The sequence below is a fragment of the Blastococcus saxobsidens genome (assembly GCF_002938435.1).
Lineage (GTDB): Bacteria > Actinomycetota > Actinomycetes > Mycobacteriales > Geodermatophilaceae > Blastococcus > Blastococcus saxobsidens.
The window spans coordinates 18089-31545 of sequence record NZ_POQT01000020.1 but is presented as its reverse complement, the minus strand read 5'-3'; the positions used below and the strand labels follow the sequence as shown (position 1 = coordinate 31545).

The following is a 13457-nucleotide window of genomic DNA, read 5'->3' as shown; positions in this document are numbered from 1 at the left end:
GCATCGGGCCGGGCACGCCTGGTGCCCGGCCCGGTGCCGATCGAGGTCGCGATCAGAAGCGCGGTCCGCCGAACACGCCACCGCGGTCGCCGAGCCACTCCGCCGGCCGGTAGTTCGGCAGGATCTCCGAGCCGCCGAGGTCGAGCCGCTCGGCGGCCGCGTCCAGCTGACGCGGGTTCGCCACCGATCCCCAGTGGCCGGTGTCGACCCGCTGGTCGAGTGCCTCGACCGAGGCGACCAGCTCTGCGGGGGTGAAGGCGCAGTGGCCGAGCCGGTGGGTGACGGCCTGGCGCAGCAGGCCGTTCGCGCCGGCCTGGCGCACGGTCTCCGCGTACTCCTCCTGGACCTGCACCGGTGCGAGCACGTCGTGCGTGGTGTGCAGGCTCAGGGTCGGGACCTGCAGGTCGCCGGTGAGCTCCGAGATGGCGTAGTTCTCCTGGAGCGCGCCCTCGTCGGGCGTGATCGATGCCGTGTCCGTGAGGAGGTCGAGGTCTGCACGGAGATCGAGGCCGGCGGCGCGGTACAGCGCCTCGACCTGCTCCCGCTCGTCGGCGTGCTGCAGCAGCGCCCCGTAGTCCACTCCGGCGTTCCACGACGGGTTGCCGCCGACCGTGTTCTCGATGTCGACGCGGCCGATGTAGTAGAAGGACAGGGCGCCGGTCAGCTGCGCGACCTGCGCGTCGACCTGCGCCTCGTAGTCCCGCGGGCCCGGCTCCGCCTGGTTCGGCGCCCAGCGGGGCAGATGGAAGAGCGCGGCGGCCAGCGCGATCCGCGCCCGCCCCTCGGGGCTGTTCTTCGCGTTCTGGACGGCCACGCTGAGGGTGCCCGCCGTCCCGAGGGCTGCGCCGAGGTTGCCACCGAAGCCGACCTGCTGCACGTCGGCGCCCTCCGGCAGGAGAAGCTCGGCGATCGAGTGGGCACCGTCGAGCTGGTAGTTGAGCAGGTCGACACCACCGTGCATGAGCCCGCAGGTGGACAGCGCCCCGTCGATGGGCGCGCCCGGCAACTCGGCGAGCTGTCCGGTGACCAGGCCGCCCATGGACGTGCCCATCGCGAGGACCCTCGACGGCTGCTCACCGACCGTCGCACCGAACGCCGCCAGGGTCTGCAGCTGGTCCTCGGCCGCGGTGTCCAAGGTCCAGCCGCTGCGCTCGTAGGAGGAGCCGACCAGCGCGTACCCCCGGTCCAGGAGTGCTTGCCGGGTCTTGTCGTCCGGAGCGTTCGCGGCGTCGTTCGGGACGAAGCTTGGCCGGTAACCGTGGCTGTACAGGATCACGGTGCCGGTCCAGTCGGCGGGGACGTCCGCTACCCAGGTGGTGTCTTCGTTCGCCAGCTGCCCCTCGTAGTGCTGGGGACCCGAGGACTCCTCGGCCATGGCAGGTGAAGCGGTGACGAGAGAGAGGGAGACGGCGAGAGCGCAGCCGAGGCCGGTGGCACGGGATCTGGGGGACATTCGACATCCTCACGGGAGGGGCTGGGAACAGCTCCAGACGCTAGGAAGTTGAGCGACGACCGTCAATGATCTGCCGAATGTTTCTGTGAACTGGTTCACGTCGTGCTCAGCGACGGGCCCGGGCGTCTGCCACGAGATCGGCGAAGGCGGCGTGCGCGGAGGCCTCGATCCCAGCCACGACGGCGCGGTGCACGTCGGCCGATCGGGGGGCAGGCCAGTCCTCGCCGAGGTGCTGCCCGGGCAGCACCGGGTCCTGCCGGAGCAGCCGGATCCAGTCGGCGCCGTGCAGGGTGAACAGCGCGACCGGGTCCAGGCCCTGCGGAGCCGGACCGCTCCAGCGACGGATGAACTCCTCGTGCTCGCGGCGGAGCGCGTCGAGGTCCCATGCCCGCCGGACGAACCTCGCGACGTCGGTGTCGGCGGTCGGGGTGGCGACGAACCCGTCGATCTGCAGGGTGCCCTCGACCTCGGCGCGGACGTCGACGATCCGGTCGACGTCGACGCGCCCCGGCGCGATCCACAGCCCGTCCCGCAGGCAGCCGAAGCCAGCCCAGGCCAGGCGGGACCGCAGCCGGTTGCGGACGTCCCGGTGCGTCTCGGGCAGCGAGAAGCTCAGCAGCGTCCAGTCGCTGCTCGGCTGGTGGAAGGGCTCGGTGGCCTCGACCCGCTCCCGCCCCTCCCGCAGCAGCCGGTGCGACCGGTCGGTCAGGCCGTAGCTGGCCACCCGGCCGTCCTGGTGGCGGGTCAGGAGGTTGCGCTCGGTCAGCCGGGTCAGTGTCGACCGGACCGCGTCGTCGCTGACGCCCAGGGGTCTCAGCGCATCCAGGAAGACCCGGGTCGGGAGCGGTTGCTCGTACCTGTCCAGGACCAGCGCGCCTCCCAGCGCGAGCAGCAGGTCCTGCGGCCTGGCGCGCACCTCGGCGGCAGTGTTCTCCATAGCCCCCCCTGGGACGGTCGGGGCGTGCGCCCCGGCTCGAGGACCTGTTCGCCGGACGCCGGTCGCGGCAGCCGCCGGACGGGTAAGTCGGCGGCTCGGTGGTCATCTTCTCCCGATCCGGTGCCGACCCCGGCACCGACCGGGCACCTTCACCCGTTTCCGCGCGGTCAGCCGTGCCGACCGGCGACCTCCCGCCGGGCCCGGGCCGCCCCGGCGAGCTCGGCGAGCATGGCCTCGGTGGTCGGCAGGTCCACGCAGGCGTCGGTGACGCTCTTGCCGTACTCCAGGTCCGCCGGGCGCTGCTGGTCGAGGTCCTGCCGCCCGGCCACCAGGTTGCTCTCGACCATCACCCCGCGGATCGCCCGCTCACCGCCGGCGATCTGCCCCGCGAGGTCGCGCACCACCTCGATCTGGCGCAGGTGGTCCTTCTGGCTGTTGCCGTGGGAGGCGTCGACCACGATCACCTCGGGCAGCCCGCGCGCCGCGAGCTTCGCCCGGGTCCCGGCGATGTGGGCGGCGGAGTAGTTGGGACCGTCCTTGGCGCCGCGCAGGATCACGTGGCCGGTGTCGTTGCCCGTCGTCGACAGCTGGGCACTGACCCCGTGGTGGTCCACGCCCAGGAACTGGTGCGGCGCCCGCGCGGCCACGACCGCCTGGATCGCGGAGTCGATGCTGCCCTCCGGCGAGTTCTTGAAGCCCACCACCGACGAGAAGCCGGATACGCGCTCGCGCGCCGTCTGGTCGGTCACGTTGCGGGCACCGACGCCGTTGTAGGTGATCAGCCCGTCGACGTACTGCGGGGTGAGCGCGTTGAGCGGTTCGGCGGCCACCGGGACGCCCAGCTCGGTGATGCGGCGCATGAGCATCCGGGTGGCGACCAGGCCGACGCTGATCCGGCTGGAACCGTCGAGGAACGGGTCGTAGGCGAAGCCCTTCCAGTCGACCTCGGTGCGCGGCTTCTCGGTGTAGGTCCGCATGAGGATCTCCAGGTCCGCGCCGTGCCGCTCGCGCATGCGCGCCAGGAAGGCGGCGTACTCGAGCGCGGCGGCCGCGTCGTGGATGGAGCAGGGCCCGGCGATGACGGCCAGTCGGTCGTCGGCTCCGGTCACGATGCCGGTCATGGCCGCCCGGCCGGCCCGCGTCGTGGCCAGGGACGCCGGTGACAGCGGCACGACGGTCGCGACGGCGGCCGGCGTGACGACGACGCTCAGGCCGGTGATCCGGGCGTTCACCAGACCGGCGTCGTCCAGCGGCTCCGGCTCCGCGGCGCCGAGCTGTCGCCGGACCGCCGGCAGGAGCTCGGCGTGCGCGGCGTCGATCTGCGCGTTCACCCGTGTCTGGACGTCCACGAGCAGGTCGGCGACCCGCGTCGCCGCACCGAGGATGTCGTCCGCGGGAACGGTCGGCTCGTGCATCGTCACGGTTCTCCAGCGGCTCGGCGGGCCGGCGCCCCGGACGGGATCGCCGCCCGCACAGCATGGCCGGACCTGTTCCCCGCACCGTCACCGGACCCCCGCGGCGGCCGCTCGGCCCCGGCCGCGGCGAGGACCAGCAGCGCGCCCGCGGCGAGGAAGGCGACCGGCGCACCGGCCGCCCCCGCGACCAGGCCGAGCCCGACCGCGCCGAGCGCCTGCCCGACGGTCAGCCCGATGAAGAGCACGGCGGCCGCCGCGGCCGCGGCCGCGGGAGCCCGTTCCGCGCCCCAGGCGAGCAGGACGCCGCTGAGCGTGACGAAGGCGCTGCCGAAGCACGCCAGCGCCAGCGCCGCCGGGAGCACGGCCCCCGGGAGCACGCCGAGCGCGGCCGTGCCCGCGGCGGCGGCCAGCACGGTGCCGATCCAGGCGGCGCGCAGGCCGACCCGTCCGACGAGCACCCCGCTGAGCCCGCCCAGCAGGCCCGCCGCACCCAGCAGGCACCACAGCAGCCCGGTGACCGCCGAGGACAGCCCGCCGTCGGTGGTCAGGAGATCGCGGGCGAAGGTCCACACGCCCGCGCAGCCGGCACCGGCGAGCAGCGCGGCGGCCAGCGGCCGGCGGAGCTGCCGGACCGGCACCCGGCCGGCAGCCGCCGAGCCCCCGGACGGACCGCCCGGGGCCGCGGGCCAGCGGCTGCGGCGGTCCGCCCAGCCGGTGACCAGCAGTGCCGCGACGGCGAAGCCGGCCCACGACCAGCGCCAGGCCGCAGGGAGCGCCAGCACCAGCATTCCGCCGACGACCACGCCGGCGCCGGTCCCGCTGTTGACCACGCCCTGGGCGCGTGGCTGCTCGCGGAGCGCGACCGTGCCGGCGACGGCCGCCACCAGGGCCGGGGTGGCGGCACCGGCACCGCTGCCGGCGATCAGCGCACCGACCGCCAGGGAGGCGCCGTCCCAGGCGGCAGCCACGAGCAGCGAACCGGCAGCGGCGCTCCCGCCGGCCGCCCACAGCGCCAGGCGGGCCCGGCCCCCGCCGGTCAGGCCGCCGGCCACGACGGCGGCAGCGCAGTAGCCGACGTACCCGCCGGCCGCGATGGCGCCGGCGGTACCGGCCGACAGGTCGAACGCCGCGCGGAACTGGGGCAGGTAGAGGCCGTAGCCGTAGCGGGCCAGGCCGTAGGTGACGGCGATGACAGCCAGGCCGGCCACGACCATCCCCGAACCGCCGTGCGGCTCCGGCGGGCGACGTAACGATCGTTTCGGCATAACGCTCGTTACAGTAGGGGCATGACGAGGGCTCCCGCCACCCCACCGGCACGCGAGCGGCTGCTGACCGCGGCCGGCGAGCTGTTCTACGCCTCCGGCATCGCCGCGACCGGGGTGGACGCGGTGCTGACCCGCGCCGGGGTCTCCCCGGCCACGATGTACGCCCACTTCGCGGGCAAGGACGCCCTCGTGGCCGCGTACCTGGGCCGCCGGCACGAGAGGTGGCGGCTGACCTGGGACGAGGTGCTGGCCGAGCGGGACGACCCGGTCGACCGGCTGCTGTCGCTGTTCGACGCGGTCGCGCGGTACCGGTCCCGGGAGGGCAACGGCCGCGGCTGCGCCTTCCTCGCGGCCGCCACCGAGCTGCCCGCCGACCACCCGGGGCACCCGTGGCTGGAGGCCGACACCCGGCTGCTCGGCGAGCGCCTCCGGGAGCTCGCCTCCGCCGCCGGCCTCCTCGACCCGGAGGAGGCCGCGGCCACCCTGCTGCTGCTCTACGACGGCGCCCTGAACCGCTTCGCGCGCGCGGCCACGACCCCCGGGCTGCCCGGCGACGACCCGCTCGCCCGGGCCCGCCGGCTCGCCGCGGCGTGGATCGGGACCCAGCTGAGCGACCCCCGGGCGGGCTGAGCCCCGCGCCGCACCGGCACCGCTCCCGGGAGCGGTGCCGGTGCGGCCGCGGTCGGTCAGGACGCGCGAGCGAGCTTCGCCAGGTGCAGCCAGGTGTCGACGACGGTGTCCGGGTTGAGCGACATGCTCTCGATGCCCTGCTCCACGAGCCACTGCGCGAGGTCGGGGTGGTCGCTGGGGCCCTGGCCGCAGATGCCGACGTACTTGCCCCGCTCCAGGCAGGCCCGGATCGCCATCTCCAGCAGCGCGAGCACCGCGGGGTCGCGCTCGTCGAAGCCCCCGGCCACCAGTGCGGAGTCGCGGTCGAGCCCCAGCGTCAGCTGCGTCATGTCGTTGGAGCCGATGGAGAAGCCGTCGACGTGCTCGAGGAAGTCGCCGGCCAGCAGCGCGTTGGACGGCAGCTCGCACATCATCACCACGGACAGGTCGTTCTCCCCGCGGCGCAGCCCGTGCTCGCCCAGCAGCCGGACGACGCCCTCGATCTCGGCCACCGTCCGGACGAACGGGATCATGATCTTGACGTTCGTCAGGCCCATCTCGTCGCGGACGTACCGCAGCGCCTCGCACTCCATGGCGAAGCACTCGGTGAAGTCGTCCGACAGGTACCGCGAGGCCCCGCGGTAGCCGATCATCGGGTTCTCCTCGTGCGGCTCGTACTGCTCGCCGCCGAGGAGATTGGCGTACTCGTTGGACTTGAAGTCGCTCATCCGCACGATCACCGGCTCGGGCGCGAACGCCGCGGCGATCATCGAGACGCCCTCGGCGACCCGCTGCACGAAGAAGTCCCGCGGCGAGGGGTAGGCGACGATCCGCTCCTCGATCTGCGCCTTGAGCTTCCCCTCGAGCCGGTCGAGCTCCAGCAGCGCCCGCGGGTGGATGCCGATCTGCCGGTTGATGATGAATTCCAGCCGGGCCAGCCCCACGCCGGAGTGCGGCAGCCGGGAGAACGCGAAGGCCTGCTCCGGCGTCCCGACGTTCATCATGATCTTGGTCGGGATCTCCGGCATGGCGTCGAGCTCGGTCTCGGCCACCTCGAAGCCGACCTCACCGGCGTAGATGAAGCCGGTGTCGCCCTCGGCGCAGGAGACGGTCACGGTGTCGCCGTCGGACAGCGTACGGGTGGCCGTGCCGGTGCCGACGACGGCGGGGATGCCCAGCTCGCGGGCGATGATCGCCGCGTGGCAGGTGCGCCCCCCGCGGTTGGTGACGATCGCCGAGGCCCGCTTCATGATCGGTTCCCAGTCCGGGTCGGTCATGTCCGCGACGAGCACGTCCCCGGCGACGAAGGAGTCCATCTGGTCGATGTCGTCGAGCACCCGGACGGCACCGGCCCCGATCTTCTGGCCGATCGCCCGCCCCTCGGCGATGACCTCCCCGGTGCCGGTGAGCCGGTACCGCTCGGAGGTGTTGCCCGACCGGGACTGCACGGTCTCCGGGCGCGCCTGCAGGATGAACAGCTTCCCGGTCAGCCCGTCCCTGCCCCACTCGATGTCCATCGGCCGGCCGTAGTGCTCCTCGATCCGGACGGCCTGGCGGGCCAGCTCGAGGACCTCGTCGTCGGTGAGGGACAGCAGCCGGCGCTCGGCGGGGTCGACGTCGACGAACGCCGTCGTCCGGCCCACCTCCGCGTGCTCGGTGTAGACCATCTTGGTGGCCTTCTCCCCCACGCCCCGCTTGAGGATCGCCGGGCGCCCGGCGGCCAGCGCGGGCTTGTAGACGTAGAACTCGTCGGGGTTGACCGCGCCCTGCACGACCCCCTCGCCGAGGCCGTAGGCCGAGGTGATGAAGACGGCGTCGCGGAACCCGGACTCGGTGTCCATGGTGAACATGACGCCCGAGGCGCCGATGTCGGAGCGCACCATCCGCTGCACGCCCGCCGACAGCGAGACCGCCTCGTGGTCGAAGCCGTGGTGCACCCGGTAGGCGATCGCCCGGTCGTTGTAGAGCGAGGCGTAGACCTCGCGAACGGCCTGCAGCACCGCGTCGATGCCGCGCACGTTGAGGAACGTCTCCTGCTGCCCGGCGAAGGAGGCGTCCGGGAGGTCCTCGGCGGTGGCGCTGGAGCGGACCGCGAAGGAGGCCTCGGCGTCGTCGCCGGCCAGCTGCTCGTAGGCCTTGCGGATGTCGCCCTCCAGGGCCGGCGGGAACGGCTGCTCGACCACGGCCCGGCGGATCTCCTGGCCGGCGGCCGACAGGGCCCGGACGTCGTCGGTGTCCAGGCCGCGCAGCCGTTCGGCGATCCGGTCCGCGAGCCCGGTGTCACCGAGGAAGCGCTGGTAGGCCGCCGCCGTGGTGGCGAAGCCGTCGGGCACGCTGACCCCGGCGTCGGCGAGCTGGGAGATCATCTCGCCCAGCGAGGAGTTCTTGCCGCCCACCACCTCCAGGTCGGCCAGCCCGAGCTCGGCGAACCAGCGGACGTTGTCGCCGTCGTCCGGCGTGCCCCCGGTCGGTACGTCGGAGGTGGTGTCGGTGCTCATCAGCGGTCCATCCTTCCTCGGCGGAGGTCGTGGCCGGCCTGCCGGCGCGCGAGGCTGCGCCGTTGCCGGGCCAGGGTCTGGATCACCACGGCGGCGATCTCCTCGACGGAGGCCGCCGAGGTGTCCACGGTGGGCAGATCATGCCTGTCGTACATCGCCGTCGCCCGGCGCAGCTCGAACCGGCACTGCTCTTCCGAGGCATACCGGGAGTCCGGGCGGCGCTCCTGGCGCACCCGGCTGAGCCGGGCGACGGTGGTGGTCAGCCCGAAGCAGCGGTCGGCCAGACCCCGGACCGGCCGCGGCAGGTCGGTGGTCTCCAGGTCCTCGTCGACGAGCGGGTAGTTGGCGACGAACAGGCCGTGCTGCAGGGCCAGGTACATGGCCGTCGGGGTCTTGCCGCAGCGCGACGGCGCGAGCAGGACGACGTCGGCCCGGTCCAGCCCCCGGGGGCTCAGGCCGTCGTCGTGCTCGATGGCGAACTCGATCGCCGCCATCCGGTCGTTGTAGCGGCGGACGTCGCCGAGGCCGTGCAGCCGCCGGGCCTCGCGCAGCCCGCGGGCGCCGAGCTGCGCCTCCACGCGGTCCATGTGCAGCCCGAAGAAGTCGATGATCGGGGCCTTCGTCCGCATCAGCTCCGCGCGCACCTCGTCGACCGCCGCGGTGGTGAAGACCAGCGGGGCGACCGGTCCCGCCATCACCTCGTCGAGCTGGGCCACCACCTCGCGGGCCTCCTCGACCGAGGAGATGAACGGGATCACGGTGCGCTCGAAGCGCACGTCCGGGAACTGGATGAGCAGCGCGTTGCCCATCGTCTCCGCGCTGATGCCGGTGCTGTCGGACAGGAAGAACACCGGGACGACGGTCTCGTCGTCGCCGTCGTCGGGCAGGGCCGGGAGGCGATGGGTCACCGGGCACCCCGGCGGACGTCGCCGGAACGGTCACCCGAGGGATCGGGCGTCATGTCGCACCTCTGGCCTTCCGCGTCGTCGCAGGAAACAGCTCGAGGGCCGAGTCTGCCCCGCGCACGGCTTGTTGGGCACGTGTCGGGCCGTCGGATCACCGGCCCGCGTGCTGTCGCACACCCCGCAGGTGCAGCCCCCGGACATCGCCGAACGGGGTAGCGAGCCCAGGCCGCGGCACGCGGTACTCAGCATGCCGTCTGGCGAGTGGCCGGAGCGCGTGCCCGGCTCCTCGAGGGCGCAGAGGTGGCGCTCCACCGCACACGACCGCGAACTGGCCCGCTCATCCCCTTGTCGGTGTGATGCACATGGCATAGCGTGTGCGCATTGAGCACACCTGTTGCAGCCTATGCAACAAACGAAAGGACGACGATGTCCCCATCCGTCACCGCCCGTCGCACCGCCGCTGCCGTCGCGGTCGCCTCCGTCGCCGTCGCCCTGAACGGGTGCGCCTCCCGCGGAGGCGCCGGCGAGACCCCCCCGGGCAACGACTTCCCGAACGACACGATCACGCTCTACACGCCCACGGCGGCCGGTGGGGCCACCGACCTGACCGCCCGCACCCTGGGCACGGAGCTCGAGGACGACCTCGGCGTCTCGGTGGTCGTGGAGAACCGGCCGGGCGCCTCCGGCTCGGTCGGCATGCAGTTCCTCGCCGACCAGAACCCCGACGGCTACTCGATCGCCGTCCTGCCGGTCGAGGTGAGCATGCTGCAGTATCAGGACTTCGACGTCGACCCGGCGGACTACGACTTCCTGGGGCAGGTCAACGCCCAGCCGGGCACCATCGCCGTCCCCGCCGACAGCCCCTACCAGACCCTCGAGGACCTGATCACGGCGGCGAAGGAGGCGCCTGGCACGGTGTCGGTCTCCACCGCCGGTGCCGGTTCGATCTGGGACGCCGGCGTGACTGCGCTGTCCCAGGCCGCCGACATCGAGTTGCAGGCCGTGCCCTTCGACGGCGGCGCCCCCGCGGTCACCGCGGCCATCGGCGGCCAGGTCGACGCGGTGGTCGCCGGGATCGGCGAGACCGCCCCGGCCCACGCCGACGGGCGACTGCGAGTGCTGGCGGTGTTCACCGAGGAACCGGCTCCGGCCCTGGAGGGCGTCCCGACCGCGATCGAGCAGGGCTACGACGTCGAGATCGGCAGCTGGGCGGTCATCGCCGCACCGGCCGGCCTGCCCGACGAGGTCCGCGACACCCTGGAGTCCGCCATCGGCACTGCCGTGGAGGCCCCGAGCTACATCGAGCTGATCGAGAGCGGCGGCAACATCGTCACCTACCGGGACGCCGACGAGGCAAGCGAGTTCGTCACCGAGGAGAGCGCTCGGTTCGCCGAACTGCTGGCGTCATGAGCCCCCGGATCTCCGTGCGCCCGGCGGGGGCGGGGGGCACCGGCGGCCCGCCCGTCGAGCCCACCGGCCCAGACGCGGCCGTGCCCGGCAACGCGGTGGACGGACACCTCGACGCCGAGGCGAGGGTCCCCTACGGCCGGGCCCGTGACCTGCTGGTCGCCGCCGTCGTCGCCGGCTGCGGGGTGCTTACCCTGGCCGGCAGCCGCGGCCTGCCGACAGGAGGCGACGACGGGAGCCTCGGCCCGGACTGGTGGCCGACCGTGCTGGGCCTCGGCCTGCTGCTGGCGGCCGGGGGCATCGCCGCCGCCGGGCTGCTGCACCGTGCGGTGCCCGACGACGAGTCGGTCACCCGGCACGGGCTGCTGCAGCTCGGTGGCCTCGCTGCCCTGGTCATCTGCTACGGCAGCGCCTGGCAGTACTTCCACTTCGTGCCCGTGACCTTCGTGTTCGTCGCGGCGTTGACCGCGGTGCTGGGCAGCCGGGGTGTCCACGCTCTGGTGGTCTTCCCGGCGGTCATCGTGGGGTTGACGTACGGGATCTTCGGCCTGCTGCTGCGGGTGCCGCTGTGAACGCACTCGCCGAGGGGCTCGGCGCCCTCGCCGATCCCTACATCGGGGTCTGCCTGGTCATCGGGGTACTGCTCGGCTCGCTGGTCGGCGCCGTCCCGGGCGTCACCGCGACCATGGCGGTGGCGTTGGCTGCCGGGTTCACCCTCACCCTGGACCCGTTGCCGGGCCTGGCCGTGCTCCTGTCGATCTACGTCGCCGCCCAGTTCGGCGACCGGGTCCCCTCGATCCTGATCAACACCCCGGGGACCCCCGCCTCGATCGCCACCACCTTCGACGGCTACCCCATGGCCAAGCAGGGCAAGGCCGGCATCGCGCTCACCAGTTCCGCCCTGGTGTCCGCGATCGGGTCGCTGACCGGGATCCTGATCCTGGTCTTCCTGGCCCAGCCGTTGGCCGGGTTCGCCCTGCAGTTCGGGCCGATCGAGCTGTTCTGCCTGGTCGTGTTCGGGTTGACCATGATGGTCGGCGTCTCCGGCGGCCGGATCGTCAAGGGCCTGGGCGCCGGGCTCTTCGGACTCCTGCTGGGCGTCGTGGGCCGCGATCCGATCACCGGTGACCAGCGGTTCACCCTCGGCTTCGACGAGCTCGCCAGCGGGGTGCCCTTCATCGCCGCCATCATCGGGCTCTTCGGCATCGCCGAGGTGACCAACCAGCTCGTCTCCGCCCGCCCCGGCAGGGTCCCGCAGCCGATCTCCCAGCTCGGCCGCTGGTGGCCGAACCGGGCAGAGACCCGCTCGCTGGTCAAGCCCACCATGATCGGCTGCGCGGTCGGGTCGGTCGTCGGTGTCGTGCCGGCCGCCGGCGGGGACATCGCCGGGGTCGTCGCCTGGGATCAGGCGCGTCGCACCTCCCAGACCCCCGAACGCTTCGGCAAGGGAGCGCTGGAGGGCGTCGCAGCGCCGGACAGTGCCAGCTGCGCCACCATGGGCGGCTCGCTGACCACGACCTTGGCCGTCGGGGTGCCCGGCGACTCGGTGATGGCCGTGATGCTCGGCTCGATGGTCGTGTGGGGTCTGCAGCCCGGCCCGGCGCTGTTCGTCACCAACCCCGACCTGGTCTACAGCCTGGCCGGCCTCATGACGCTGGCCACCCTCCTGGCCCTGGCTCTGGCCCTGATGCGCATGCGCGGGGTGATCAAGCTGCTCGCCCTGCCCCCGCGCTACCTGGCGGTCGTCGTCGTGACCTTCTGCATGGTGGGGACGTTCGCGGTGCAGAACAGCGTCTTCGACGTCGCCCTCATGTGGGTGTTCGGTCTGCTCGGCCTGCTGATGCGTCGGTTCGGGTTCCCACCCGGCCCGCTGGTTCTCGGGCTGATCCTGGGCCCGCTCGCGGAGAGCAACCTGCGGCGCGCGTTGCTCATCGACGGCGGCGACGCGTTGTTCTCCAGCCCCATCGGGATGACGCTGATCGCGCTGAGCCTGCTCGCGGTCACCGTCCAGCCCCTGCGCAGCTCCATGAAAGGACGACGCTCCCGTGAGCGCACTCCCACCCCGGTCGTTTGAGGCCGACGTGCCCGCGGTCGTGACCCTGGGCGAGAGCATGGCCATGGTCACCCCCACGCTCCGTCAGCCGCTGCGCACAGCGGAGAACTTCTCCGTCCGTACCGGTGGCGCCGAGTCGACCGTGGCGCTCTACCTGACCGGGCTCGGCCACCGGACCGCCTGGGTCAGCGCCGTCGGTTCCGACCCGCTGGGGTCCCGGCTGCTGGACGAGGTCAGCCGGCACGGCGTCGACGTCCGGTGGGTGGACGTGGATCCCGCTGCGCCCACCGGCGTCTACTTCAAGGACCCCGGCACGGAGGCGACCACGGTGCATTACTACCGAGCCGGCTCCGCGGCGTCCCGGATGGACCCGGCGGTGCTGGACCGGGTGGACCTGCGGGGGGTGCGCATCCTGCACCTGACCGGCATCACCACGGCGTTGTCAGAGGGCTGCGCCCGGCTGACCGACGCCGCGATCGCGGCCGCCCGGGACGCCGGAGCCCTCGTCTCCTTCGACGTGAACCACCGTGCGGGGCTGTGGTCCCATGCCGAGGCGGCGCCGGAGCTCGCGCGGCTGTCCGCCGCGGCCGACCTGGTCTTCGTCGGTCGCGACGAGGCCGAGGGCCTGTGGGGCGAGGGCGACGCCGTCCGGCTGCACGGCCGGCTGGGGCTGGGCGGCACCGTCGTGGTCAAGGACGGCGCTGTCGGCGCCACCGAGTTCGACGGGACCACTGCCACCTTCGAGCCGGCGATCCCGGTGCAGGTGGTGGAGCCCGTCGGTGCGGGGGACGCCTTTGCCGCGGGTTACCTGTCCGCGATGCTCGGCGGGCAGGACGTCGGCGGGCGGCTGAGCTGCGGGCACCGGACCGCCGCCCGCGCGTTGGGCAGCACCCACGACTTCGTGCCTGCCTGAGC

The 13457-nt window shown here is 73.3% G+C and carries 11 protein-coding genes; 5 read left to right on the top strand and 6 right to left on the bottom strand.

All coding sequences use genetic code 11. The features are described from left to right. Positions 1 to 52: 52 nt before the first annotated feature. From C5507_RS13120 to C5507_RS13105, 4 genes are all read right to left on the bottom strand, one after another. Positions 53 to 1453 (bottom strand): alpha/beta fold hydrolase, encoded by a 1401-nt coding sequence (locus C5507_RS13120; RefSeq protein WP_104528970.1) that lies wholly within the window; start codon positions 1451 to 1453, stop codon positions 53 to 55. A gap of 106 nt (positions 1454 to 1559) precedes the next feature. Continuing rightward, entirely contained in the window at positions 1560 to 2390 is an 831-nt protein-coding gene (locus tag C5507_RS13115) for a PaaX family transcriptional regulator (RefSeq protein WP_104528969.1), read from the bottom strand. Between the two features lie 167 nt (positions 2391 to 2557). Then, positions 2558 to 3805 (bottom strand): 3-deoxy-7-phosphoheptulonate synthase, encoded by a 1248-nt coding sequence (locus C5507_RS13110; protein WP_104529008.1) that lies wholly within the window; start codon positions 3803 to 3805, stop codon positions 2558 to 2560. 2 nt (positions 3806 to 3807) lie between these two features. Beyond that, positions 3808 to 5019 carry an MFS transporter gene (locus C5507_RS13105; protein WP_242611056.1) on the bottom strand — a complete coding sequence of 404 codons (1212 nt, stop codon included), beginning with the start codon at positions 5017 to 5019 and terminating at the stop codon, positions 3808 to 3810. A 72-nt stretch (positions 5020 to 5091) separates the two neighbouring features. Between C5507_RS13105 and C5507_RS13100 the strand changes: the two genes are divergently transcribed. Beyond that, entirely contained in the window at positions 5092 to 5700 is a 609-nt protein-coding gene (locus tag C5507_RS13100) for a TetR/AcrR family transcriptional regulator (protein WP_104528967.1), read from the top strand. 56 nt (positions 5701 to 5756) lie between these two features. Here the strand turns inward: C5507_RS13100 and ppsA are convergent, their stop codons facing one another. Beyond that, entirely contained in the window at positions 5757 to 8177 is a 2421-nt protein-coding gene (gene ppsA, locus C5507_RS13095; protein WP_104528966.1) for a phosphoenolpyruvate synthase, read from the bottom strand. Then, on the bottom strand, positions 8177 to 9085 hold the full coding sequence (locus tag C5507_RS13090) for a pyruvate, water dikinase regulatory protein (RefSeq protein ID WP_104528965.1): 909 nt from the start codon (positions 9083 to 9085) through the stop codon (positions 8177 to 8179). Before C5507_RS13090 ends, ppsA begins: the two co-directional genes overlap by 1 nt. A 423-nt stretch (positions 9086 to 9508) precedes the next feature. Between C5507_RS13090 and C5507_RS13085 the strand changes: the two genes are divergently transcribed. From C5507_RS13085 to C5507_RS13070, 4 genes are read left to right on the top strand one after another with little or no spacing between them, the layout of a single operon-like run. Continuing rightward, positions 9509 to 10492 carry a Bug family tripartite tricarboxylate transporter substrate binding protein gene (locus C5507_RS13085; protein WP_104528964.1) on the top strand — a complete coding sequence of 328 codons (984 nt, stop codon included), beginning with the start codon at positions 9509 to 9511 and terminating at the stop codon, positions 10490 to 10492. Then, positions 10489 to 11061 carry a tripartite tricarboxylate transporter TctB family protein gene (locus C5507_RS13080; RefSeq protein WP_104528963.1) on the top strand — a complete coding sequence of 191 codons (573 nt, stop codon included), beginning with the start codon at positions 10489 to 10491 and terminating at the stop codon, positions 11059 to 11061. The genes C5507_RS13085 and C5507_RS13080 overlap by 4 nt, the downstream gene beginning before the upstream one ends. Further along, on the top strand, positions 11058 to 12563 hold the full coding sequence (locus tag C5507_RS13075; protein ID WP_104528962.1) for a tripartite tricarboxylate transporter permease: 1506 nt from the start codon (positions 11058 to 11060) through the stop codon (positions 12561 to 12563). Before C5507_RS13080 ends, C5507_RS13075 begins: the two co-directional genes overlap by 4 nt. Continuing rightward, a complete protein-coding gene (locus tag C5507_RS13070; RefSeq protein WP_207225723.1) occupies positions 12535 to 13455 on the top strand; it encodes a sugar kinase in 921 nt (306 codons plus the stop codon). The genes C5507_RS13075 and C5507_RS13070 overlap by 29 nt, the downstream gene beginning before the upstream one ends. Positions 13456 to 13457 lie beyond the last annotated feature (2 nt).

Coding starts and splice junctions, on each gene's coding strand:
- C5507_RS13100 (WP_104528967.1), top strand. CDS start 5,092: ATGACGAGGGCTCCCGCCACCCCACCGGCACGCGAGCGGCTGCTGACC.
- C5507_RS13120 (WP_104528970.1), bottom strand. CDS start 1,453: ATGTCCCCCAGATCCCGTGCCACCGGCCTCGGCTGCGCTCTCGCCGTC.
- C5507_RS13105 (WP_242611056.1), bottom strand. CDS start 5,019: ATGGTCGTGGCCGGCCTGGCTGTCATCGCCGTCACCTACGGCCTGGCC.
- C5507_RS13115 (WP_104528969.1), bottom strand. CDS start 2,390: ATGGAGAACACTGCCGCCGAGGTGCGCGCCAGGCCGCAGGACCTGCTG.
- C5507_RS13080 (WP_104528963.1), top strand. CDS start 10,489: ATGAGCCCCCGGATCTCCGTGCGCCCGGCGGGGGCGGGGGGCACCGGC.
- C5507_RS13085 (WP_104528964.1), top strand. CDS start 9,509: ATGTCCCCATCCGTCACCGCCCGTCGCACCGCCGCTGCCGTCGCGGTC.
- ppsA (WP_104528966.1), bottom strand. CDS start 8,177: ATGAGCACCGACACCACCTCCGACGTACCGACCGGGGGCACGCCGGAC.
- C5507_RS13110 (WP_104529008.1), bottom strand. CDS start 3,805: ATGCACGAGCCGACCGTTCCCGCGGACGACATCCTCGGTGCGGCGACG.